Raw genomic sequence first — 21,980 nt, 5'->3', positions numbered from 1 at the left:
ACTCCCTTTGGTGCGCTTTCGCAGAGTTGCCCCTTTGTCCCGCTTTCCGCTACAGTCATTCAAACTTCGATGATCCAAGCCAAACTTAAAATCAACTTCCCTTTGTCTGACTGGAAACTTACGTTTCAGTTTCCTATCCCTTGTTTGATGATACTAATGTAGATCATAATTTTACACCTCCAAAGAATGTAACTACCTAGTTTTCAACAAGTTTTCCTTCACTTTTCCACGTATTTATCCACATTCTGCTATGCAACTGTTTCCAACTTATCTGCAAGCAGCTTTTCTATCTCCGGAATCGAATCATACAATTGTTCGTACGATTCAGTAATGAAATATTCTACTTGAAACTTGTCTTTGCGGTATGGTGTGTCAAGCATATGTTCGATGTTAAAAGCGTGTTTCGGTGGCTCCTCGCTCAATGAAAACTTAGTTTCTCCCGCAGAAGAAAGTATGCCTGCTCCATAAATTCTTAATCCCTCTACTTCTTGTATCAATCCAAACTCAACAGTAAACCAATAAACTCTTGATAGCAGTTCAATCGCATAATCATTGCCTACATATTTGAGTCCAATCTTGCTGAGTGCTTCCAGGAAGTCAACAAAGTGCTGGTTTGTTAAAAGAGGCACATGCGCAAAAACATCATGAAACATATCTGGCTCCTCTAAGTAATCCAGTTCCTTCATCTTCCTTAACCAGGTAGTGGCCGGAAATCGTCGATTGGCCATCAATTCGAAAAAGGTATAATCCGGTACAATTCCAGGCACGACTGCAAGCTGCCATCCTGTGGACTCCTGCAAGATTTCATTGGTCTCCTTGAAGTCTGGAATAATACCTGTTTCAAAATTGGAAATCTTCAACCCCTCACGATATGCATGGCAGGCGTGTGTTGGAAATTGTTTCATCTGTCGGTCAAAGAGGATTTTCCAAACTTCAAAGTCCTCCTCTGTGTAATTTTCAAATATCTGCCTCATATTAGTTGTCAGCCATGCTGTTTAAAATTCTTAACTTTTCTATTAGTTGTGATGCTTCGTTAAAGTCCAGTGTTTGCTGTCCGTCTGAAAACGCCTCTTCAGGTCTGCAATGTGTTTCGAATATCACGCCATCTGCACCAGCCATGGTGGAAGCCATTGCTATGGCACCTACATGATCGCGGATGCCTATGCCGTGAGATGGATCAGCAATGACTGGAAGATGTGACTTCTCTTTTAGAATTGGAATTGCATTTATATCAAAGGTATTTCTGGATGCTTTCTCATAGGTTCTAATTCCTCGTTCGCACAATAGCAATCGTTCATTACCACCTGAAAATACGTACTCAGCGCTATACAGAAGCTCATCAATTGTTCCAGATATACCGCGTTTGATCATGACTGGTTTATCTACTTGCCCCAGTTCATCAAGTAGGTTGTAGTTCTGTGTATTTCTTGCGCCAACCTGAAAAATATCAACATAGTCGTGCATCGCTTCTATCTGAGATACTTGCATGACCTCCGAGATAATTTTAATGCCGTTTTCTTTGGCGAGATTGTACCAAATTTTCAATCCATCAATTCCTAAACCTCGGAATGAGTATGGGGAGCTTCTTGGCTTGTATACTCCGCCTCGCATAATCTTTATGCCGTTGGTTTTGAGAAAATTGATTGTATCTAAGATATTTTCTTCCCCTTCGATACTGCACGGACCTGCCATCAAGGAAAAGTGTCCACCTCCAATTTTAATATCATCGCCCAAATCAATGACCGTAGGGCTGACCTTCCACTTGGCTGAAACAAGCTTATAATCATCTGAGACTACATGAATGTCTTTGATGCCCTTTAAATGACCGATCTTTCGAATGTCGAACTGCTTCTTTCCTGTTCCAATAAGGTAATTTCCATACTGTGTCTGAACACGAGTGGTCTTATATTTTAACAAGTGCAATTCCTTTTCTACAGAATCTGCCAACTCGCCATTTACACCTTTTTCTAATTGAATAATCATTTTTTAACCTTTAATCTTTTTAATAAACTCCTGAATCGCCCGTTCACCTGCATCTTCCTTCAGTTGCTTGATGAATGCACTTCCGATAATTGCTCCTTGAGAATATGTACAGGCTGCTCTGAACGTCTCGCTATCAGAAATACCAAAACCAATCAACTGAGGAGTATTCAATTCCATTGCTTGTATGCGCGTATAGTATTCAATCTGGCCATCTTGGATTCCTGGCTTTGCTCCTGTAATACTTGACGAAGAAACCACGTATATAAACCCCCCTGACGTTTCGTCAATCATCCTTATTCTTTCGTCAGATGTATTCGGACTAATAAGAAAAATATTATGTAATCCACAACTCTTGAATTTTGCAGCGTAGCTGTTCAGGTATTCATGCAACGGTAAATCAGGAATGATAACTCCATCTACTCCTACTTCTGCACACCTTTCACAAAATCGCTCGATTCCAAATTGAATAACTGGATTTAGGTAACCCATAAGTAAAACAGGAATCGTGACCTCTTTCCTCAAATTTGCGAGCTGATCAAACAATGTTTCGAGTGTCATTCCATTTTTAAGTGCTACTTGTGAACTCTCCTGAATGGTTAGTCCATCCGCTACTGGATCTGAAAAAGGCATTCCAATTTCCAACATATTCACCCCAGCATCCTCCAGAGATCTTGCTATTCTTAATGTATCATCCAGTTGAGGAAACCCTGCAGTGAAGTAGACATTGAGAATGTCATTCTTTTCTTTAAATACCTGATCTATTCTATTCATTTCAATACTTTCCCCATTTTATATAGGTTTCTAAATCTTTATCTCCTCGTCCTGAAAGGTTTACAACGACAACCTCCTCCTCATTAAACCTTCTATTGTTGAAGACTGCCAAGGCATGTGCTGATTCAATGGCTGGAATTATTCCTTCCAGTTTACTCAATTCCACTCCGGCGATCATTGCTTCCTCATCCGTGATTGCATAAAATTCAGCTCTCCCAGCGTCAAAGAGATGTGCATGAATGGGGCCTATGCCTGGATAATCCAATCCGGCTGAAATGCTGTAAGGCTCAATTACTTGTCCATCGTCCGTCTGCATAAGAATGGTCTTACTTCCATGTAAAACACCTGGGTTTCCCAGTATTGTCGTCGCCGCAGATTTTCCTGAGGCAAGACCTGCTCCAGCTGCTTCTGCAGCAATAAGATTGACTGATTGATTTTCTAAAAAATGATAGAAGGCGCCTGCTGCATTACTACCCCCGCCTACGCATGCGATCACATGATCTGGAGTATTTCGTCCCTCTACTTCTTGCAACTGTTTTTGCATTTCGTCACTTATTACGGACTGAAATCTGGCGACCATATCAGGGTATGGATGTGGCCCAACTACTGACCCAATGATGTAGTGCGTATCACTTGGGTTGTTGATCCAATGACGCATAGCTTCATTGGTCGCATCTTTTAAGGTTTGACTTCCAGAAGTTGCTGGCACTACCTGTGCTCCCAAGATTTTCATTCGCTCAACGTTGGGCTTTTGGCGTGCCATGTCTATCTCGCCCATGTATACGATGCATTCTATGCCCATAAGCGCACACACGGTAGCGGTTGCGACACCATGCTGACCTGCACCTGTCTCAGCAATAACTTTGGACTTCCCAAGCCGTTTGGCTAGCAAAATCTGACCTATGGTATTATTTACTTTATGTGCACCTGTGTGGCACAGATCCTCTCGTTTTAGGTAGACTTTGGTCTTATACTTTTCTGATATCCTTGTTGCATAATATAAGGGTGTAGGACGGCCTACATAAGTTTTCAGTAAATGAGCAAATTCAATTTGAAAATTTTCTGAATTTATGATTTGAAGGTAGTTTGTACGGAGCTCTTCCACGTTAGGATAAAGCATCTCTGGAATATATGCCCCACCAAACTTTCCGTAATATCCGTTATCATCTACCTGATACTTATTCATAATGAAGCTTTTAATTCGTTAAGCTTATCTATGTCTTTCAACGCAGGTTCAATTTCGAATCGGCTGTTCACGTCTATTCCTACCAATTGATCTATTTCCATTGATTTTATTATTGAAATATCAGCTAATTGCACACCTCCGCTCAAAAGAAAGGGAACTTTCAAATTGTAGTTTTTAAGAATATTCCAATCAAAATGGCGGCCCGACCCTCCGTAGTTCATTGAAGCCGTATCAAATAGGAAGTAGTCAGCGATTCCGACATAGTTTTTCGCAAAGAATGGGATGGCATCCATTACTCTGAAAACTTTAATAATCTTCAACCCTTTTTCCTTAAGTGCATTTGCGAATGATAGATCTTCATCGCCATGCAGTTGGATATACTCAAGCCCATATTTATTTGCTTTGTCAAGAATACTATCCAATGGCTCATTCACAAAGACGCCAACCTTACTTATGCTGAGAGGTATCCGCATGATAAAATCTTCATCCAACTCACTCACATACCGCGGTGATTTAGGATAAAAAATAAATCCGATAAAGTCAGGCTTCAGCGCTATTAACTCCTGAATATTTTCAAGATCACGCATTCCACAAACTTTTAGCTTTAGCTCTTTCATACCAATAGTTTTATAAATTCTTTTGCTGCCTTTTCTGGTCTTCCGTTTTTCATGAATGTCTCTCCAATGAGAAAGCCTTCATATCCTTGTGCTTTCAATTGTCTGATTGTATCTGGATCAGCAATTCCACTTTCTGATACCTTTACAAACTCGTTGGGTATTAACTCAGCTAAATCAAAGGAAGTTTGAATGTCAGTCTTAAAAGTTTTAAGATTTCTATTATTAACTCCTATTAGATTTACTTTATCGGTGATGCTTCGATCCAATTCTTCTTTGTTGTGAATTTCAAGTAACACTTCCATTCCCAAGCTTTGCGCTAAACCACCTAGTCGCTCTATTTCGGACTTATCCAGCACAGCGGCTATTAATAAGATTAAATCAGCACCAATAGATTTAGCTTCAATCACCTGATATTCGTCTACCATGAAATCTTTTCTGAGAATGGGGCAGAAGTTGAACGACCTGGCTAATTTCAGATCTTCGGCCGAACCACCAAAGTATGTTTTATCTGTTAATACGGATAAGCCCGATGCTCCGGCTTGCATGTATCCGATTGAGGTTCTTTCCACAGAAACATGCGAATTAATTATTCCTTTGGATGGTGACTTTCGCTTGATTTCGGCAATCACTCCTGACTTATCCTGCCTCTGGAGATATTTCTTCATAGAAACAGGCTGGCTTTCATAATAAGGGCTGTTTTCTAGCAGCTTCACAGGGTATAGTTCCTTATTTGCTTCTACCTCTTTTCGTTTATTTTCAACTATTTCTGATAGTATATTCATTAACTGTTTACGCTTAAAAATTTCTTAAATGATTGAAGGGCTTTACCACTGACAAGTGATTTTTTTGCTTCGCTTATTCCTTCAGTAGTGGCCGTTTGCTTCACTGTAGCTATCGCTAACCCGGCGTTTGACAAAACTGCCTGATTTTGAGCTTCAGTCCCCTTGCCACCAAGGATAGCATTAAAGATTTCTGCGGCTGTTTCAACCGTATCTCCTCCATGTAATTGCTCTTGCTGGAGTTGCCCAAACCCAAGGCTTTCTGGAGATACCAATTCTTCTTTATTATTTGTAATAAGCTTAAAGTCACTGGTCAATGAAATTTCATCATAGCCGTCCAGCGAGTGTACAATAGCAAAATTTTTGTCTGTATTTTGATATAAATAGCCGTAGAGCCGAGCTAATTCCAAGCTAAAAACGCCCACCAGTTGATTGGGGGGGAACGCGGGATTTACCATCGGCCCCAGCATATTAAAAAATGTCTTTACGCCAAGTTCTCTTCGAATCGGCCCCACATTCTTCATGGCCGGATGAAACAAGGGTGCATGCATAAAACAGATGCCAGATGAGTCAATGGAACGCCTCATCTTCTCTTGGTCGCCTGAAAATTTTACTCCGAGATATTCCAGCACATTGGAAGAGCCACTTACTGAAGAAACACCATAATTCCCATGTTTTGCTACATTCACCCCTGCCCCGGCAACAACAAATGAAGATATAGTCGAGATGTTGAAAGTGTTTTTTCCATCTCCTCCAGTTCCACACACATCAATAGAATTATACCCTTCAAGATTCACAGGATTACAAAGCTCAAGCATTGCATCTCTAAATCCTTCAAGTTCTTGCACTTGAATGGCTCTCATCAGATATACGGTGAGAAAGGAGGCTACTTGACTATTGTTGTATTGGCCAGTTGCCAGCCCTGTAAGTACCTCTTTCGCTTCTGCGCGCGAAAGCGAATGATTATTGATTAGTCTGTCTAATATATCCTTCATAGTGCCAACCAGTTTTGCATTAAAGTTTTGCCATGTTCTGTCATAATGGATTCTGGATGAAACTGGACTCCACGAACATTGTACTCCTTGTGCCGGATAGACATGATGTTTCCATTCTCGGCAACACTTGTTACTTCTAGTGAATCCGGAAGATTATTTTTTTCCAAAATCCAAGAATGATAGCGGCATACGTTGAATGATGCTGGTAGACCTTTAAATAAAGGTTCATTTACAACTAGCTCAATTGGTGTAACCATACCATGATAGACTTGTGGGAGGTTAAGCAACTTTGCTCCAAAAGATTCTCCTATTCCCTGGTGACCGAGACAAACACCAAGTATATTTTTGGAGGAGGCATATCGTTTGATTACTTGGGGCATCAAACCAGCATCTTTAGGCAAGCCCGGACCTGGAGAGAGTAAGATGTGATCATAGTCCGCAACCTCATCCATGCTGAATTGATCATTTCTTACAATTCTCATTTTCTCCCCTATTCCCAATTCTCTTAAGATGTGAACGAGGTTATAAGTGAAAGAATCATAATTATCTATTACAAGTACTTTTTTCATAGCAGCTCAGCCTCCTTGATTGCATATTCCAATGCACTCACTTTATTGTAAACTTCTTGTAGTTCACTCTCTGGTTTTGACTGAGCCACAACTCCAGCCCCAGCTTGGAACTTTAAAATATTGTTCCTACTCAGAAAGCTTCTAATCATGATTGCATGATTGAAATTGCCTTTAAAATCCATAAATCCGACAGCTCCTCCGTAAAATCCTCGAGGTGCATTTTCATTTTCTTCAATTATTTCCATGGCTCTGATTTTTGGCGCACCTGAGAGCGTCCCAGCAGGAAATGTCTCAGCAACAATGTCCATGTATGAAGCTCCATTTTTAATCTTCCCAGAAACTTTGGAAACCAGATGAATAACATGCGAGTAATACTGCACCTCTTTGTAAGTCTCAACTTTCACATCGTCGCAACTACGGCTTAGATCGTTCCGAGCTAAGTCTACCAACATAACATGTTCCGAGTCTTCCTTCGGGTCTTTTAATAGCTTTTCCGCTAGTTCAGAATCTGCCTTATCATTTCCAGTTCTTTTGAAAGTGCCAGCAATAGGATGTATTTCTGCTTTCTGATCATGCAAGACAATCTGGGCTTCTGGAGATGAGCCAAAAACCCGGAAGCTTCCATAATCGAAATAAAATAAATATGGAGAAGGGTTAACTGAACGTAGCGTACGGTATACTTGAAAGTCATCGCCCTGAAAAGGAATCTGAAAATTTCTTGATAACACCACTTGAAACACATCTCCGACGTGGCAATGATGAATACCTTTTTTGACCATTGTCAAATATTCCTCATCAGTTTTATTGGAGATTTTAGCTCCTGTTGTTTTAAAGGGGTATCCCGGAATGTTTCGTTGTTGAATCAACGAGATTACTTCTTCAAATAACTCATCGTTGGGCTGATCCACGAATGCCTCAACAATGTGGCATTCATTTTTAAAATGATCCAACGCTATAATGAATTGAAAGAGATGATATTGAGCAACGGGTACACTATCATCCTTTTTAGCAATTTTTAAATCACCAAACTCGGCTTTTGCGTCATAATTAAAGTATCCAAATAAACCTGAACGAATGAACCCCACAGATTCTTCCGATTCAAAAGTGTTGCTAAATTTTTCTATCTCACCTTTTAAATCTTTTAATGCAATCTTTTCAACTTTTTGGTCTGGCAGCTTACACTCAATATTTTCTTGATCGGCTCTTAGATAAGCCAAAGGAGAGCAACAGATATATGAAAAACTATTTTCCGCTCCATGATAGTCAGAACTTTCTAGCAGAAATGAATTGGCAAAGCGATCCCTCAGCTTCAGGTAGATACTTACGGGAGTGATCGTATCGGCCAAAATCTTGCGCTCACGTGTATTAATTCGTATTTTACTCATAGGTATAAACAAAAAAAACCCTGACGAATCTGTCAGGGTTTAGATATTTTTAAACACAGCAGTGGTCCGTCAGCAACGATTATTGCATCTCCACCACCAATATGTTTTAGTTGTCATCATTATGCTGCTAAGCTAATTGTATTTACTTTTAAAAAACAAGTGGAAGTAAAATTTTGTTATCTTTTTTTAACCACTTGTATAAGACCATCCAGCTATTGATGTTTTTAACTTAAATTTCCGCCATGTTATCGCATGAAGAACAAATAAGCATACTTGCTCACTTATCAAAAGCTGACAATGTCGTTGCTGAAGAGGAATTTAGACTAATAATGTTTATTGCTGATGGGCTTGGTGTGTCTGAAGAAAAGACTGCCGAAATTATCAATAATCCACGTCCAATTCCTAAGCTGAAAGATTTACCACCGGATGAAAAATTCACATACCTTTTCAACATCATTAGAATGATGAAAGCAGATGGAAAGGTGCATTCCAATGAGATTAAATTTTGTGAGAAGATTGCTTTGAATCTTGGCTACAAGCCAGGAGTAATTGCCGATCTTTCTGCATATATATATAAAGATCCAAGTATCAACTCTAATCGTAACTTCTTAAGATCAATTGCTGACCAGCATCTAATCCCTTTGGATGAACGAAACCAAGAGTAAACTTCTATTTATTCTATCTGTTTTCTGGTTTACCTGCGACGCTCAAAATACGCCCGATGGGGTTAATTATGAAGTAAGGATTGCAGATGAATCTATTGAGATAGATGGCAAATTGGATGAAGGTATCTGGTCCAGATTACCTCGTGGAGGTGGTTTTGTTCAAACCTTTCCCACAGATAACACCTTGGCAGAAGATAGTACCCAATTCATGATTACCTATACGGATAAGGCCATAATAATTGGGATTATCTGTTATGATTATAAGTCGGGGGATTACATCTCTACTACTCTGAGAAGGGATTTCGATTGGTCTTCTAATGACAATGTTGCTGTTTACATAGATCCATATAATGATAAAACCAATGGCTTTACTTTCCAGGTGACACCTAATAATGTCCAGCGTGAGGGACTCGTCTTGCTTGGTGGTCAGGTAAGAGACGACTGGGACAATAAATGGCACAGTCAGGTATATAGGGGCGAAACCTTCTGGTCTGCAGAAATTTCAATTCCATTTAAAACCATTCGATACAATAACGTACCGCAATGGAATATGCAGGTTCTGCGGAATAATCTGAAGCGCAATGTACAAAGTGCCTGGATTCAGGTTCCTCAAGGTTTCAGACCAAGTAATATGACATTTTCTGGCAAGCTAAATTGGGATTCTCCACCAAAGTCTGCGGGATCTAATGTCACGCTAATTCCATACATCGCTGCAAGTGCAGGTAAAAATCATGAAGGGGATGAGCCTACACAATCTGATTTGGAAGCGGGGTTTGATGCAAAAGTGGCAATATCCAGCTCACTTAACTTAGACCTTACATTCAATCCAGATTTTTCCCAAGTTGAAGTTGATCAGCAAGTTACCAACCTCCAGCGTTTTGAAATCTTCTTTCCGGAGAGAAGGCAGTTTTTTTTAGAAAACCAGGATTTGTTTGCAGAAGGAGGTTTTGGAAGATCCCGGCCGTTCTTTTCCAGGCGGATTGGTATTCAAGGATCGGGTGATACACGAAGAAACGTTCCAATTATTGCGGGCGCAAGACTGAGCGGTAAGATTGGAAGTAAATGGCGTGTCGGAGCCTTAAACATGGTAACCAATGAAGATGCAACAGCCACTGAAATATCTCCTGCACAAAATTATTCTGTAGCTGTTCTTGAAAGACAAATATTTAATCGATCGAGGTTGAGCGCCATTTTTGTAGGCAGAAATAATCTGGGTAATTCAGCTGTTGAGTACGATTCTACCACCTTGGCAAATACAGGGCAATTAGAAGATCAGTTTGGAAATGAATTGTTTGCTAAGGATACATTAATTACACTTAGTGAGTACAATTATGTATTTGGTCTGGATTATAACTTGGCAACGGTGGACAATAGCTGGGAAGGTGATATTTTTTATCATCGATCATTGGATCCCGACCAAAGTTCGGATGAAAAGTATGCCACTGGCGCCTTCATACGCTATCAAAAGCCAGAATTCAGTGTGCGAACAAACTTCCAACGAATCGGCGAAAATCACAATGCTGAAGTTGGTTTCGTGCCTAGACCGGGAGTAACAAATTACGGTATCGGGACAGAATATAATTTCTTTACTAACAACGGCAATATTCTTCAACGCCACGGCCCTAATCTGGATTTTGGTGGAGTTCTTACTAATGATTGGGATCGATTAGATAACGATGCTGGATTGGACTATGAGTTCTCATTCTTAAATACTACTTATCTGGAGATTGGAGCCAACTGGAATTTTGTTTCTCTTACTTCTACATTTGATCCTTCTGGTTCAGACAATGGTTTAGAGCTCTCCGAAAACACGGAGCATAGTTGGATGAGCTACAAAATATTTTATCGATCGGACAGAAGGAAAAATTTCATTGTGCGAGCATTTATTAGAAATGGAGGGTTTTTCAATGGTAAACGCTTCAATGCTGAGTTGGGTCTTACGTTCAGGCTACCACCTATCATGCAGATTGAGCTTAATGGGGAATACAACCGAATAAATTTACCTGCGCCTTACAGCGACGCTGACCTGTATCTAATTGGGCCAAGATTGGATGTTACTTTAAGTAATAACCTGTTTTTCACCACATTCATCCAGTATAACTCTCAAAGTGAAAATTTAGGTCACAACACTCGTTTTCAATGGAGGTTTAAACCGGTATCTGATGTATTCTTAGTCTACACAGACAATTACATTACCGATGGATTCCAAACTCGAAATCGTGCGATTGTTTTCAAGATCAATTATTGGTTGAGTCTTTAAGCTGCCTGAGCTAGTCCTTCTTCTTTTATTCGCTTAATGCGAGGGTTCATGATCGAAAACCATAGCGGAGGAATGGTAGCTAATATCATCATGCCGGGATACCCCGTTGGCATCTGAGGGCTTTCATCGATGTGCCTTAGTATTTGATACTTCCTACTTGCAATGTAATGGTGATCTGAATGTCTGGACAGTTCAAAGAGAATAATGCGGCCAATCTTGTGATCAGAATTCCAGGAATGATGAGGCATTACTCGTTCGTAAGCCTCTCCTTTAAGGTCACGCTCCAACCCATAGTGCTCAATGTAATTAACCGTTTCCAGTAATAAGAATCCTATCATAGCTGCTACCATGAAATAACCCATAATAATCCAGCTAAATAACATACCTATACCAATTGTAAAAGCTATTTGAATCAATTGGAATTGTAACATCTCATTTTGAAAAGAGAAGGGAGATTTTCCTTTCTTCTTTAGTCTCTCAGCTTCCAGCTTCCATGCTGATAAATATGCAAATACGACAGACCTAATCCAGAATGCGTATAACATTTCACCATACCGCGCAGACGATGGATCTTCTTTGGTACTTACATTCTTATGATGTCCACGATTGTGCTCAATAAAGAAGTGCATATAAAGCGAAGTAAGCAAAAGTGCTTTAGCCATAAATTGTTCATACTTTTCCTTTCTATGCCCAAGTTCGTGAGCGACATTAATGCCTATTACTCCACACATAAGCCCCATGGCCGAAATACGACCAATTTTATCCAGCAGCGTCAACCCTATTTCTTGCATGGAGATCAAGAACGTAGCCAGCAACACAAATTGAATGGGAACCATGATGTACAATTGCCAATCGAATATTCGATCTTTTTTTCGGATTTCTTCTCTTGCTGAAGTAAGGTTTTCCGGGTTGGGTTTAAATGCTAACTCCAGCAAAGGAACAAATACAAACGATTGGATAAGTGGAAGATAAGTAACCCATCCATACGTGTTGAAACTGACCCATGCGAGTGCAGGTAGCACCAGCACATTCATATATTTCAGTGAGCTTAATCTTTCTTTATTCATTCTTGTTGCCTCCAAAGGAAATCATATAGCCAACAGAGAATCCCACAATCCAGTGATTGGATAAATCTGGTGTCTCTGTGGTTAGATCTCCAGGATCAATAAAGTTACTGAAACTGTAGCTAAAAAATCCCTCTAATTGAAAGGTGCCTATGGATATATCTCTAAACATTCCCCCGCCTAATCGTGCTCCATATCCTATATCACGATCTCGATCTTCATCATACGTATAAAAATCTGCACCACCTGTATTGGTGCTATTGGGTTCAGTATCTTTATCAACACTCATCAAAACTTCCAAATACAAACCTGCTGAAATGAAATATTTGTTATTCCCTCCAAAGTATCCAAATCCTTCAAGGGGAATCTCCAGATAATTCATACGGGCTGTATAGCTTGGCTCATCGGTGAGAAATGTTTGTTTCCAGCCTTTCTGCACATAATTCACTCCAAACTGCACACCGGAGTTCAGAAAAGCGCTTCCAGGTTTTGGAAGATACTTCACAAAAACACCACTATTGACCCCTGGTAAGAATGTGGTATTCAAGTTTAAATTAAAAACTGTGTGCTCGATAAACGCAGATGAAACATGGCCTCCCGCCTTCACTCCCACATATGTCGTTTGCCCTACTCCTACATTAATCGTTAATGCAAGGCAGATTAGCCATATAATCCTCATTAATTCTTCTTTTTAGCCGCCTTTTTCACAGATTTGGTATTTGTCTTCTTATTGGCACTTCTGGGTCTTGAAGTTCCATATGTACCTTTAGAAATCTTTCCTCTTCTGGTTTTATTATCTCCTTTTCCCATAATCGTATTTTTTTCAAAAATAAAATAAAGATGGTTATGCTCAAGGAATATGATTATTCTTGAATCTAATTCAAAAAACCATGGAACAGCCTTTCATCACAAATGATGCCGTAATTTTTGGGATACTTATGCTCATGCTTGGAGCTGTATTTTATACTTCATCGTTGGATCATCCATTCTGGAAAAAGTTTTACACCTACGTTCCCGCACTGCTTGTGTGCTATTTTCTTCCTTCACTCATGAAGGCTGTTGGATTAATTGACCCTTCTGAATCAAATATCTACTTCGTTTCTTCCAGATACCTTCTACCGGCCAGTTTGGTACTCTTGACGATTAGTGTCGACTTAAAGGAGATTGCAAAGTTAGGATCTAAAGCTGTAATCATGTTCGTTACCGGCACGGTTGGTATAATGATCGGTGGACCTTTGACCATTTTGATATTCTCACAGATTGCCCCTGATTTGGTTGGAGGAGTCGCTCCAAATGAAGTTTGGCGAGGCATGACCACCATTGCTGGTTCCTGGATTGGTGGAGGAGCCAATCAAGCGACTATGAAAGAAGTCTTTGATGTAAGTGATGAGCTGTTTTCTACCATGGTGACCGTCGACATTATTGTTGGAAATGCATGGCTTGGTATACTTATAGCAGGAGTTGCTGTGACTAAAATTATTGATCGGAAGCTTAAGGCTGATTCTTCCGCCATTGAGTCATTGAAGAAAAAAATGGAAGACTACCAGGCAAGTGTGGCCAAGATTCCAAATCTTACTGATTTGATGAAAGTGTTAATGGTAGGGTTTGCCTGTACTGGTTTTGCACATTTCTGCTCCGACTTAATTGTTCCATTCTTAAAACAGTTTCCAGCGCTTGAACAATATAGCCTGACCTCTGGATTTTTCTGGCTTGTAGTAATCGCTACGACGCTTGGAGTCATTCTTTCATTCACGAAAGCTCGCGAACTTGAAGGAGTGGGAGCTTCCCGGATTGGGAGAGCATTCATTTACATTCTGGTTGCTGCCATAGGTATGAACATGGATATTTTGGCCATATTTTCAAATCCGGGCTACTTCTTTTTAGGTATCACCTGGATTCTCTTTCATGTGCTATTGCTTGCAATTGTAGCTAAGCTGATTAAGGCTCCATATTTCTTCATTGCCGTTGGCAGTACTGCCAACGTTGGAGGAGCAGCTTCAGCACCCGTGATAGCGACTGAATTTCATCCTTCTTTAGCGCCAGTCGGAGTGCTCATGGCTGTATTGGGCTATGTCCTCGGAACCTATGGTGCCTACCTATGTGGATTGATGATGCAAATGGTAGCGGGGTAGTGCTAAAAGGTTAAAGGAAATGCTAAATATATCTGGACCGAATTCAAGCGGATCTTACCATCAAGGTCGGGAGCATCATTAAGGTTAGACAAGCCTAAAACATATCTAAATCCAAAATTAAGTGCACTTAAGTGCACTTCAGCTCCAAAGTCGAAACTTAAATTGAGAGGTTTTACAAATTCCTTAAAGTCTTCTTTCATTCCATCGACTTCTGATTCTCCTTTTAGCAAGACACCAATCTGTGGACCGGCATGCAGGCTGAATTTTTCAGTCGCATAATACTTCATCAACAACGGAGCAGAAATATATGTGAATCTATCTGTTGCCGAAGCGCCGAAAAATTCAAACTTTCCTCCATCAATTGAAAAGATTAACTCCGGTGAAAAAAAGAGGTCTTCTGATGTTTCATATTCACTGTATAAACCAACCATAAAAGACGTATTTGTTTGACTGGTAATTGTAATTCCGCTCGCTGTTGCTTTCTCTTTGCCGAGATTTAATCCTCCTTTAATTCCTATGGTTTGTGAAAACCCAGAAAGTGCAATTCCAAAAAGGAGAATTTGTAATAGATTTTTCATTGATTAATGACTTAATTGGTGAGTATTGACATATTTTAATAAAATTAAATTAAAATCAGTTATGCAGCAGTATCATCTGGATGTCTTAATTAAAGCTTCCTACCATACACTAAATGAATTGACTGAAAAGACCGAAAGAGTCTGGCTGGTCTTTCATGGATACGGTCAATTGGCAGAGCATTTTATTAAAAAATTTAAAGACCTGGATCCTGCAAAAAACTTCATCGTAGCGCCTCAGGGCCTGTCTAAGTACTATCTGGATGGTGTATATGGCAGAGTAGGTGCATCCTGGATGACTAAAGAAGATCGCTTAACTGAAATACAAAATCAGTATGCATATATAGATGCTCTCCTAAAGAAGATTGGAGACCTTTCAGATAAGCAACTCATCTATTTTGGTTTCTCCCAAGGCACAGCCACGATGGGACGTTATGCTGCACATGCAAAGATTCCTTTTCACCAGATGATCATTTGGGCAGGCACATTTCCACCAGATACAGATCCTGCGGATTGGACTTATCTATCTGGCACAGAAGAGATTCATTACTATACGAGCAAGGAGGATATTTACTTTAAAGATGAAATGATACCTCAACAGAATGAAGTTGTGCGAAAAGCCTTAAGTAAAGAGCCAGAATTGCATTGGTACGAAGGTGGTCATCGGGTGATACCTAGCATTTTAAATTCCATATAATTGCGCTAAATAAGTTATACTTCTGCATGATTATAGGTGGTTTAGCAAGCAAGGTAAAAGAAGCACGAACAGCCAAGGGACTTTCTCAGGATGCGCTAGCTGATACCTCAAATATTTCGCTACGCACCATTCAACGCATTGAAAAAGGCTTAATACCACGTACTTCTACTTTGAAAATTCTGTGTGATGTACTGGAGCTAGATTTCAATGAATTTGTAAATCCGAGCCAAGAGGTTGATATACGGTGGGAGATCCAGATAATCAAGCGAATGAACTTATCAATACTTCTGCTTCTAATTATACCTTTCGCTAATCTTATTGTACCATTTTTGATTTGGAAATTAAGTAAAAAACTTGCCACACTAAAATCCAATGCAGGCAAAGTGATTAGCTTTCAAATTATCTGGACACTCTCTTCTATTTTCATTTTCTTCGGCTCTGTATTTATTTCCAATCTCATCAGCGGTACAGCTGGTGATGGACATTATTGGGCTTTCATTGCGCTTATCATTTGCCTCATTTGGAACATTTCTGTGGTCTCCAAGTCAACCAGACATATAGTTGATGAAGATGCTGACTTTCTCCCCAAAACCCCTGATTTTTTTTAATCTAAGCAAATGACATAAGAGTGACGTAGGAATGTCGCAAGGTTAGCGATGTATGGAAAATACATTTGTTCCAAACATCAAAAACTAAAATGACTAATAAGATTACAACATTCTTTCTCTCTATTCTCTTTCTTCTCACTTCGTGTAGCGAATCCATTCACTCTCCTCATGAGCTGCTGGAAGAATATGCTGAAAATGGACGAAGAAAGATCAACAGTCCATTCACAGGAGCAGTTCTCATAGCAAAAGATGGAGAAGTGGCTTTCAAGCACGCATATGGATACAGCGATCGGGAAAATGAGATTCCAAATCAAATAGATACTCGGTTTCCAATTGGTTCCATTACCAAGCAATTCACTTCCATGCTTGTGATGCAAATGGTAGGAAATGGTACTATTGAATTATCTGATCCTTTGTCGCAACATCTCTCCTACCTTCCAGAGTCCTTCGCTGATCAATTTACCATTCATCAACTTCTCTCACACACATCAGGCTTACCACATTATCCAGGATTATTCAGATCAGTAATTAATTCGGATGAATTTGCGGAAACAGCATATACACCCAAAGAGCTGGCACTTCTAGTTAGTAAAGTAGATTTAATCGATGAACCAGGCACAACCTTTCATTACAGCAGCTTGGGTTATATGCTATTGGGAGCTCTTTTGGAAGAAGTATCAGGGCTTTCCTATGCTTCGCTTCTCGAGCTAAAAATCACTCAACCTCTGGGTATGGGGAACACCGGGTTCGCAACGAATGCATACATAAAAGAAGAAACTGCCAAAGGATATGCTTTTGTGGAAGATGAAACATTCATGATGCTTTTTAAAAAATATGGAGGTGAATTCGAAAACGTGAAATTCAGAGATCAATCCAACAAGTACAGCACCGGGGGTATGCATTCTACTGTTGAGGATTTATTCGTTTGGAGTGAAGCCATCAAAAACAACACCTTGTTAAACCAATCATTGACCGAGCAAATGCTAACAGCAAATAAGCAAGGCTATTGCTATGGTTGGATAAAAAACTGGGACGAATTGATCGAACGAAATACCAACGCGAGGATGATTACACATGGAGGGGCACTTTTCGGTCATAGGTCCTCCATTACCTTATTTAAAGATGGTACCACTATCATCTTTCTCGCTAATGTAAATCCCATAAAAGACACCGAGCTGATCCATCAGTTGTATCTGGCTACACACCAATTGCCAGATACTTTCCGAATGAAAGGGTATCCAGACCGTAGCTCCCTGAAAGTATTCGAAGGGGCAGGTGGAATTTCGGCATTCAACCACTACTTTAATACCCTCTCTGATTTATCAGGCTATGATGTCTTACCTTCAGAAAGCTCCATTACACATCTGATGTATCTGTATGGCGAGGTAGGGAATGTCAAAAAAGTAGATAGCATAAAGTTGGCATATTTCGAAGATTATGATCCTAGTGAAGGAAACATCAATCGATTGGCTTATGGCCTGCTGGAAGATAATTGTGAACTAGCCGTAGATTTTTTCCGTGAAAATGCAGCTCGTAATCCCAATTCACCCAATGTCTGGGACAGCCTTGGAGAAGGCCTTCTAGCGTGTGGTACAAAGTCTGAAGCCATTCAATACTTTGAAAAAGCTGTCGAACTAGCCAGGGAGCAAAATGACCTATCGCTTGAAGTGTTTGAGAAAAACCTGTCAAAAGCTCGAAGCTAGATAAAACAACATTTGAGCTAAATTCACAGCTAAAACCAATTAGCATGAAGCGAATACTTAGCATTCTGTTCTTACTCCCTGTTTTAACTATCGCACAGGATCACTCTGAACAAATCACGCAAATCTATGATGAAGCCTTGACCAAGGGACGCGTGTACGAAGACCTGCGCGTGTTGTGTAAGGAAATTGGCAATCGTTTGTCAGGATCACCCGAAGCAGCAGCGGCCGTTGAATACACCAAACAACTCATGGAGTCTTACGGATTCGATACCGTGTATCTACAACCTGTGATGGTGCCTCATTGGGTACGAGGTAAGAAAGAAGTTGTTCGCGCGATCAATTCGGACAAGCATGGCACATATGAGATGAATGCGCTGGCGTTGGGCAACTCCGTTGGAACCGGGTCCGAAGGTGTTCTGGCTGAAGTGATAGAAGTCAGCGGTATAGATGAGGTGAATGAACTGGGCAAAAAAGTAGAAGGTAAGATTGTATTTTATAATGGTCAAATGGATCCGACTATCATTAACACATTTGGTGCGTATGGAGGTGCGGTTGCTCAGCGATCGTCTGGGGCTTCCGAAGCAGCTAAGTATGGAGCCAAAGCCATTATCATACGTTCAGTCACAAACCGACAAGACGACATCCCTCACACCGGATCATTGAGATACAAAGCCTTGATCAATCAAATACCAGCAGTTGCTATAAGTACCAATGATGCAGACCAGCTGAGTCGGGTTTTGAAAGAACAAACGTTAAATGTATATATCGAAACCCATTGTAAGCAGCTACCCGATGTGCTATCCTACAATGTAATAGGTGAACTTCGCGGTTCGGAATTTCCGGATGAAATCATCGCAGTGGGCGGGCATCTCGATTCCTGGGATGTAGGCGAAGGTGCGCATGATGACGGCAGTGGATGTATACAAGCGATAGAAGCTGTTAGGTTGTTTAAAGCACTGGGAATTGGACCTAAACGGACGCTGAGAGCTGTGATGTGGATGAATGAAGAAAACGGCTTACGCGGAGGAAGAGAGTATGCTCGCGTAGCCAAAGAAAAAGGAGAAAAGCACATAGCCGCAATTGAATCTGATGCCGGAGGTTTCCAGCCGTTAGGCTTCTCTACTTCAGGTACAGATGAGCAAAGAGCACAAATCAAACAATGGAAAAATTACTTCCTACCCTACCGGGTGTGGGACTTTGATCAAAACGGTGGTGGTGCAGATATTGGTCCGCTGCGTTCACAGGGAACCTTGTTGATTGGCTTACGACCAAGCACCCAGAAGTACTTCATCTATCACCACACGCCAGCCGATGTGTTTGAAGCAGTAGACCAACGTGAACTGGAGCTCGGTGCCGCAAGCATGAGTGCGATGATGTATCTGCTGGATCGTGAGGGGTTGAAATAATGATTATGTAATGAAACTCCTTCTACTCGGTGCCACTGGACGAACAGGACAACTTGTGCTCAAGAGGTTACTAGAGAATCGATTCCCAGTTCACTGCCTTGCCAGAAATACTGAGCGTATAGCTAAGCAGGATGGAGTAACTTTATTTGAAGGAGATGCAAGTAACCGAGAAGATTTAGAAAGAGCGATTGTCGGATGTGATGCCGTGATAAGTGTGCTGAATATTTCTCGCCAGTCTGACTTCCCCTGGTCAGGTCTGAGAACACCCAAGGCTTTTCTTTCCGAAACTATGAAACAACTCATTCCGGTTGCTGAATTCAACTGCACTAAACGTTTGGTTGTATGCTCAGCCTGGGGGGTTGCAGAAACAAGAAAAGATCTACCTCGCTGGTTTAGATGGCTCATTGACACTAGTAACATTGGGGCTTCATATGCAGATCATGAGAGACAAGAAAGAATAATTCAAGACTCAACGTTGGATTGGACAATTGTCAGACCTGTTGGCTTAACAAATTCAAGGAAGTCCCAGGTTGTAAGGGAAATTTTTGATGGAAAACACAAACCGAGATTGACAATCAATCGTCACTCTGTAGCTCAATACCTTGTAGATTGCCTTAAATCAGATAGATTGATTCGTAAAAAAGTAGTCATCTCTAAGGATTAAATCATGGAAAAGAAGAACAGTGTATACATCGCCACGAGTCTGGACGGGCGCATTGCCGATCGGAATGATGGTATCGCATGGCTCGACTCCATCCCAATTCCAGAGAACGAAGACATGGGTTATTACACCTTCACCAATGATATCGATGCACTCGTGATGGGACGAAACACGTTCGAAACAGTGCTTGGATTTGATGTGGAGTGGCCCTATCAAAAACCAGTGTTTGTACTGAGCAATCAGCTTCAAAAGATTCCGGAAAGCCATCAAGGGAAAGCATTTCTTGTGAGTGGAGCTTTGTCAGAAGTTCTTGAACAGATTCATGCAAAAGGATATACCAGGTTGTACATCGACGGTGGAGCCACCATTCAAAGTTTTTTGCGAGAAGACCTGATCGACCAGATGATCATCACCACCTTTCCGATTGTCTTGGGTGGAGGCCCTTCCCTATTTTCAGCATTTCCCAACGAACTACAATTCGAGTTGGTGGAATCCAAAGTCTACTTTGGGCAGTTGGTGCAGAATCATTTTGTGAGGAAAAGTAGGTGAACCAAGCCTGACCTTCGCCAGACTTGATTGCTGCACCTTACTCTTTTTCTTTTTCTATCTCCTTCATCGCTTCTTTGACCTTCTCGCTGATCTCATTAAAATCGACCTGCTCAGCCTGATTTCCAAAGTCCTCCAATAGCTCCATCATATCTTCATTCAGCTCCACTTCCAAATCTGATAGATCAACCAGCAATGCTTCATTAGCCAGAGCTGATAATTCAACAAAAGAGGACAGCTCTGATAAAGCTGAAAGTTCAGCAAGTTCTGCTATTTCTGAGAGGTTTGAGAGGTTTGATAATTCTGAAAGTTGTGATAAATCAGAAAGCTTTGAGAGCTCAGAAAGCTGGGATAGTTGCGACACCCCTTCAATCTTTTTTAAGCCGGCCTTTTTAGATTCCTTTTCGGCATCTTGTCCAAATCCGTAATATGAGATTCCAGCAACCAGAACTAGTAATGTGAATTTTTTCATCTTGAGTCAGTTTATTTATTTGAAATACCGCCCTGTTTCGTAATGGTTACACATTGGATAAATACGTCAAACAAAAATGTAACTCTGCGTAATAAACGCGCATCTAAAGACACTAATCATTCAATCATCCATTCACATAAAATTCTAAATTTTTGAAAATCCTAACGAATCAACCAACCAATCAAATAAGTCCCTTAGCAGCACTGATAGATCTCATGCTCTTTCTCGGCCTGATGTTCTTTGTTCGAACTATTTACTTTGAAAGCCTTGGGTTTTGGGGCAATGGGCTTTTTAAGTCCATTTCGACTGTGGGTTTGGCTACAATTCTGCTGTATTACAGAAAACAATCGTGGAAAGATTTAGGACTGACCAAGCCAGAAAATTATGGTAAACTGCTTGTCATTGTAGTGGTGACATTAGTTGGCACTGTTGTTACCATTATTGTCTTCCAAATTTTCATCGCTGACATGTTTCCTGCAAGTGGTGAATCACCTGCAAGCACAAACATGAGCAATGCGGAACGTACAATTTCTACGGTAATTTCTATTCTTACAGCAGTGTGGATTGAGTCTTTTCTGGAGGAACTCCAGGATCGAGGGTTCTCTCTCAATCGCTTTGATTCGCTGTTTTCAAAAGTGCCATTCTCTGCAGTTTTAGCTGTCATCCTGCAAGCGGCCATATTTGGCTTTCGTCATTCGTATGATTTATCTGAGCGCTCGCTGACTACAGGGTTGATCGGTTTAGTTTTTGGAATCGTTTACGTGATCACCGGTCGAAACCTATGGCCACTAATCATTGCTCACATCATTCTTAATACCCTATCGATGATGGACAAATTGTGATACAACTAATTTCGCAGTGACATAAGGTTGTCATCGGATGTTATTTCTTTGCTACACGAAGCAA

Annotated in this window: 24 protein-coding genes; 10 read left to right on the top strand and 14 right to left on the bottom strand. The window is 40.6% G+C overall.

Going from position 1 to position 21,980, the window contains the following annotated elements; translation table 11 throughout:
* Positions 1–248: 248 nt before the first annotated feature.
* The 9 genes from ABJG98_RS00775 to ABJG98_RS00735 are packed head-to-tail and all read right to left on the bottom strand — an operon-like array spanning position 249 to position 8,285.
* Positions 249–974, bottom strand: coding sequence for a phenylalanine 4-monooxygenase (locus ABJG98_RS00775; protein WP_348277541.1), 726 nt, complete (start codon positions 972–974; stop codon positions 249–251).
* Position 975: 1 nt separating this feature from the next.
* On the bottom strand, positions 976–1,983 hold the full coding sequence (gene aroF, locus ABJG98_RS00770) for a 3-deoxy-7-phosphoheptulonate synthase (protein WP_348277540.1): 1,008 nt from the start codon (positions 1,981–1,983) through the stop codon (positions 976–978).
* A 3-nt stretch (positions 1,984–1,986) separates the two neighbouring features.
* Positions 1,987–2,754 (bottom strand): tryptophan synthase subunit alpha, encoded by a 768-nt coding sequence (gene trpA / locus ABJG98_RS00765; protein WP_348277539.1) that lies wholly within the window; start codon positions 2,752–2,754, stop codon positions 1,987–1,989.
* A gap of 1 nt (position 2,755) precedes the next feature.
* On the bottom strand, positions 2,756–3,940 hold the full coding sequence (gene trpB / locus ABJG98_RS00760; protein WP_348277538.1) for a tryptophan synthase subunit beta: 1,185 nt from the start codon (positions 3,938–3,940) through the stop codon (positions 2,756–2,758).
* Positions 3,937–4,557 (bottom strand): phosphoribosylanthranilate isomerase, encoded by a 621-nt coding sequence (locus tag ABJG98_RS00755; RefSeq protein ID WP_348277537.1) that lies wholly within the window; start codon positions 4,555–4,557, stop codon positions 3,937–3,939. Before ABJG98_RS00755 ends, trpB begins: the two co-directional genes overlap by 4 nt.
* Positions 4,554–5,339, bottom strand: coding sequence for an indole-3-glycerol phosphate synthase TrpC (trpC, locus tag ABJG98_RS00750; protein ID WP_348277536.1), 786 nt, complete (start codon positions 5,337–5,339; stop codon positions 4,554–4,556). Before trpC ends, ABJG98_RS00755 begins: the two co-directional genes overlap by 4 nt.
* Complete coding sequence (trpD, locus tag ABJG98_RS00745; protein ID WP_348277535.1) at positions 5,339–6,331, bottom strand: anthranilate phosphoribosyltransferase; 993 nt, start codon at positions 6,329–6,331, stop codon at positions 5,339–5,341. The genes trpC and trpD overlap by 1 nt, the downstream gene beginning before the upstream one ends.
* Entirely contained in the window at positions 6,328–6,900 is a 573-nt protein-coding gene (locus ABJG98_RS00740) for an aminodeoxychorismate/anthranilate synthase component II (protein ID WP_348277534.1), read from the bottom strand. The genes trpD and ABJG98_RS00740 overlap by 4 nt, the downstream gene beginning before the upstream one ends.
* The gene (locus ABJG98_RS00735; RefSeq protein WP_348277533.1) at positions 6,897–8,285 is read right to left on the bottom strand and encodes an anthranilate synthase component I family protein; all 1,389 of its coding nucleotides are present in this window, start codon (positions 8,283–8,285) and stop codon (positions 6,897–6,899) included. Before ABJG98_RS00735 ends, ABJG98_RS00740 begins: the two co-directional genes overlap by 4 nt.
* A 242-nt stretch (positions 8,286–8,527) precedes the next feature.
* Between ABJG98_RS00735 and ABJG98_RS00730 the strand changes: the two genes are divergently transcribed.
* Together ABJG98_RS00730 and ABJG98_RS00725 are read left to right on the top strand one after the other, a co-directional pair.
* On the top strand, positions 8,528–8,950 hold the full coding sequence (locus tag ABJG98_RS00730; protein ID WP_348277532.1) for a TerB family tellurite resistance protein: 423 nt from the start codon (positions 8,528–8,530) through the stop codon (positions 8,948–8,950).
* Positions 8,931–11,210, top strand: a complete 2,280-nt coding sequence (locus ABJG98_RS00725) for a DUF5916 domain-containing protein (RefSeq protein WP_348277531.1) — start codon at positions 8,931–8,933, stop codon at positions 11,208–11,210. The genes ABJG98_RS00730 and ABJG98_RS00725 overlap by 20 nt, the downstream gene beginning before the upstream one ends.
* On the opposite strand, the gene ABJG98_RS00720 is transcribed toward ABJG98_RS00725, so the two are convergent.
* The 3 genes from ABJG98_RS00720 to ABJG98_RS00710 are packed head-to-tail and all read right to left on the bottom strand — an operon-like array spanning position 11,207 to position 13,084.
* Positions 11,207–12,277: an alkane 1-monooxygenase gene (locus ABJG98_RS00720; protein ID WP_348277530.1), complete on the bottom strand. Its 1,071-nt coding sequence runs from the start codon at positions 12,275–12,277 to the stop codon at positions 11,207–11,209. The two genes, ABJG98_RS00725 and ABJG98_RS00720, sit on opposite strands and share 4 nt — an antisense overlap.
* The gene (locus ABJG98_RS00715; RefSeq protein WP_348277529.1) at positions 12,270–12,953 is read right to left on the bottom strand and encodes an outer membrane beta-barrel protein; all 684 of its coding nucleotides are present in this window, start codon (positions 12,951–12,953) and stop codon (positions 12,270–12,272) included. The genes ABJG98_RS00720 and ABJG98_RS00715 overlap by 8 nt, the downstream gene beginning before the upstream one ends.
* On the bottom strand, positions 12,953–13,084 hold the full coding sequence (locus tag ABJG98_RS00710) for a 30S ribosomal protein THX (protein WP_348277528.1): 132 nt from the start codon (positions 13,082–13,084) through the stop codon (positions 12,953–12,955). The genes ABJG98_RS00715 and ABJG98_RS00710 overlap by 1 nt, the downstream gene beginning before the upstream one ends.
* Positions 13,085–13,164: 80 nt before the next feature.
* Here ABJG98_RS00710 and ABJG98_RS00705 point away from each other — a divergent pair, with 80 nt between their 5' ends.
* The gene (locus ABJG98_RS00705; RefSeq protein WP_348277527.1) at positions 13,165–14,406 is read left to right on the top strand and encodes a DUF819 family protein; all 1,242 of its coding nucleotides are present in this window, start codon (positions 13,165–13,167) and stop codon (positions 14,404–14,406) included.
* 2 nt (positions 14,407–14,408) lie between these two features.
* On the opposite strand, the gene ABJG98_RS00700 is transcribed toward ABJG98_RS00705, so the two are convergent.
* Positions 14,409–14,984: a porin family protein gene (locus tag ABJG98_RS00700; RefSeq protein ID WP_348277526.1), complete on the bottom strand. Its 576-nt coding sequence runs from the start codon at positions 14,982–14,984 to the stop codon at positions 14,409–14,411.
* A 61-nt stretch (positions 14,985–15,045) separates the two neighbouring features.
* Between ABJG98_RS00700 and ABJG98_RS00695 the strand changes: the two genes are divergently transcribed.
* The 6 genes from ABJG98_RS00695 to ABJG98_RS00670 all read left to right on the top strand — a co-directional run bounded on the left by ABJG98_RS00695 (position 15,046) and on the right by ABJG98_RS00670 (position 20,605).
* Positions 15,046–15,678: a phospholipase gene (locus tag ABJG98_RS00695; RefSeq protein WP_348277525.1), complete on the top strand. Its 633-nt coding sequence runs from the start codon at positions 15,046–15,048 to the stop codon at positions 15,676–15,678.
* Between the two features lie 26 nt (positions 15,679–15,704).
* Entirely contained in the window at positions 15,705–16,286 is a 582-nt protein-coding gene (locus ABJG98_RS00690; RefSeq protein WP_348277524.1) for a helix-turn-helix transcriptional regulator, read from the top strand.
* Positions 16,287–16,375: 89 nt separating this feature from the next.
* Positions 16,376–17,989 carry a serine hydrolase domain-containing protein gene (locus tag ABJG98_RS00685; protein ID WP_348277523.1) on the top strand — a complete coding sequence of 538 codons (1,614 nt, stop codon included), beginning with the start codon at positions 16,376–16,378 and terminating at the stop codon, positions 17,987–17,989.
* Positions 17,990–18,033: 44 nt separating this feature from the next.
* On the top strand, positions 18,034–19,395 hold the full coding sequence (locus ABJG98_RS00680; protein ID WP_348277522.1) for a M28 family peptidase: 1,362 nt from the start codon (positions 18,034–18,036) through the stop codon (positions 19,393–19,395).
* A 10-nt stretch (positions 19,396–19,405) separates the two neighbouring features.
* On the top strand, positions 19,406–20,059 hold the full coding sequence (locus ABJG98_RS00675; protein WP_348277521.1) for an NAD(P)-binding oxidoreductase: 654 nt from the start codon (positions 19,406–19,408) through the stop codon (positions 20,057–20,059).
* 3 nt (positions 20,060–20,062) lie between these two features.
* The gene (locus tag ABJG98_RS00670) at positions 20,063–20,605 is read left to right on the top strand and encodes a dihydrofolate reductase family protein (RefSeq protein ID WP_348277520.1); all 543 of its coding nucleotides are present in this window, start codon (positions 20,063–20,065) and stop codon (positions 20,603–20,605) included.
* A gap of 37 nt (positions 20,606–20,642) precedes the next feature.
* On the opposite strand, the gene ABJG98_RS00665 is transcribed toward ABJG98_RS00670, so the two are convergent.
* Positions 20,643–21,074, bottom strand: a complete 432-nt coding sequence (locus tag ABJG98_RS00665; RefSeq protein ID WP_348277519.1) for a hypothetical protein — start codon at positions 21,072–21,074, stop codon at positions 20,643–20,645.
* A gap of 152 nt (positions 21,075–21,226) precedes the next feature.
* On the opposite strand from ABJG98_RS00665, the gene ABJG98_RS00660 reads away from it, so the two are divergent.
* Positions 21,227–21,916, top strand: a complete 690-nt coding sequence (locus tag ABJG98_RS00660) for a CPBP family intramembrane glutamic endopeptidase (RefSeq protein WP_348277518.1) — start codon at positions 21,227–21,229, stop codon at positions 21,914–21,916.
* Positions 21,917–21,980 lie beyond the last annotated feature (64 nt).

It is taken from the genome of Ekhidna sp. (assembly GCF_039960695.1).
Lineage (GTDB): Bacteria > Bacteroidota > Bacteroidia > Cytophagales > Cyclobacteriaceae > Ekhidna.
The sequence above is the reverse complement of the archived record's forward strand: the minus strand, read 5'-3'. Positions and strand labels throughout refer to the sequence as shown.

Bases quoted from the DNA above. Each gene is read 5' to 3' on its own strand.
- trpC (WP_348277536.1), bottom strand. From the start codon at position 5,339: ATGAATATACTATCAGAAATAGTTGAAAATAAACGAAAAGAGGTAGAA.
- ABJG98_RS00685 (WP_348277523.1), top strand. From the start codon at position 16,376: ATGACTAATAAGATTACAACATTCTTTCTCTCTATTCTCTTTCTTCTC.
- ABJG98_RS00720 (WP_348277530.1), bottom strand. From the start codon at position 12,277: ATGAATAAAGAAAGATTAAGCTCACTGAAATATATGAATGTGCTGGTG.
- aroF (WP_348277540.1), bottom strand. From the start codon at position 1,983: ATGATTATTCAATTAGAAAAAGGTGTAAATGGCGAGTTGGCAGATTCT.
- ABJG98_RS00730 (WP_348277532.1), top strand. From the start codon at position 8,528: ATGTTATCGCATGAAGAACAAATAAGCATACTTGCTCACTTATCAAAA.
- ABJG98_RS00725 (WP_348277531.1), top strand. From the start codon at position 8,931: ATGAACGAAACCAAGAGTAAACTTCTATTTATTCTATCTGTTTTCTGG.
- ABJG98_RS00710 (WP_348277528.1), bottom strand. From the start codon at position 13,084: ATGGGAAAAGGAGATAATAAAACCAGAAGAGGAAAGATTTCTAAAGGT.
- ABJG98_RS00775 (WP_348277541.1), bottom strand. From the start codon at position 974: ATGAGGCAGATATTTGAAAATTACACAGAGGAGGACTTTGAAGTTTGG.
- ABJG98_RS00695 (WP_348277525.1), top strand. From the start codon at position 15,046: ATGCAGCAGTATCATCTGGATGTCTTAATTAAAGCTTCCTACCATACA.
- ABJG98_RS00690 (WP_348277524.1), top strand. From the start codon at position 15,705: ATGATTATAGGTGGTTTAGCAAGCAAGGTAAAAGAAGCACGAACAGCC.
- trpB (WP_348277538.1), bottom strand. From the start codon at position 3,940: ATGAATAAGTATCAGGTAGATGATAACGGATATTACGGAAAGTTTGGT.
- trpA (WP_348277539.1), bottom strand. From the start codon at position 2,754: ATGAATAGAATAGATCAGGTATTTAAAGAAAAGAATGACATTCTCAAT.
- ABJG98_RS00755 (WP_348277537.1), bottom strand. From the start codon at position 4,557: ATGAAAGAGCTAAAGCTAAAAGTTTGTGGAATGCGTGATCTTGAAAAT.
- trpD (WP_348277535.1), bottom strand. From the start codon at position 6,331: ATGAAGGATATATTAGACAGACTAATCAATAATCATTCGCTTTCGCGC.
- ABJG98_RS00665 (WP_348277519.1), bottom strand. From the start codon at position 21,074: ATGAAAAAATTCACATTACTAGTTCTGGTTGCTGGAATCTCATATTAC.
- ABJG98_RS00715 (WP_348277529.1), bottom strand. From the start codon at position 12,953: ATGAGGATTATATGGCTAATCTGCCTTGCATTAACGATTAATGTAGGA.
- ABJG98_RS00670 (WP_348277520.1), top strand. From the start codon at position 20,063: ATGGAAAAGAAGAACAGTGTATACATCGCCACGAGTCTGGACGGGCGC.
- ABJG98_RS00700 (WP_348277526.1), bottom strand. From the start codon at position 14,984: ATGAAAAATCTATTACAAATTCTCCTTTTTGGAATTGCACTTTCTGGG.
- ABJG98_RS00675 (WP_348277521.1), top strand. From the start codon at position 19,406: ATGAAACTCCTTCTACTCGGTGCCACTGGACGAACAGGACAACTTGTG.
- ABJG98_RS00705 (WP_348277527.1), top strand. From the start codon at position 13,165: ATGGAACAGCCTTTCATCACAAATGATGCCGTAATTTTTGGGATACTT.
- ABJG98_RS00680 (WP_348277522.1), top strand. From the start codon at position 18,034: ATGAAGCGAATACTTAGCATTCTGTTCTTACTCCCTGTTTTAACTATC.
- ABJG98_RS00735 (WP_348277533.1), bottom strand. From the start codon at position 8,285: ATGAGTAAAATACGAATTAATACACGTGAGCGCAAGATTTTGGCCGAT.
- ABJG98_RS00740 (WP_348277534.1), bottom strand. From the start codon at position 6,900: ATGAAAAAAGTACTTGTAATAGATAATTATGATTCTTTCACTTATAAC.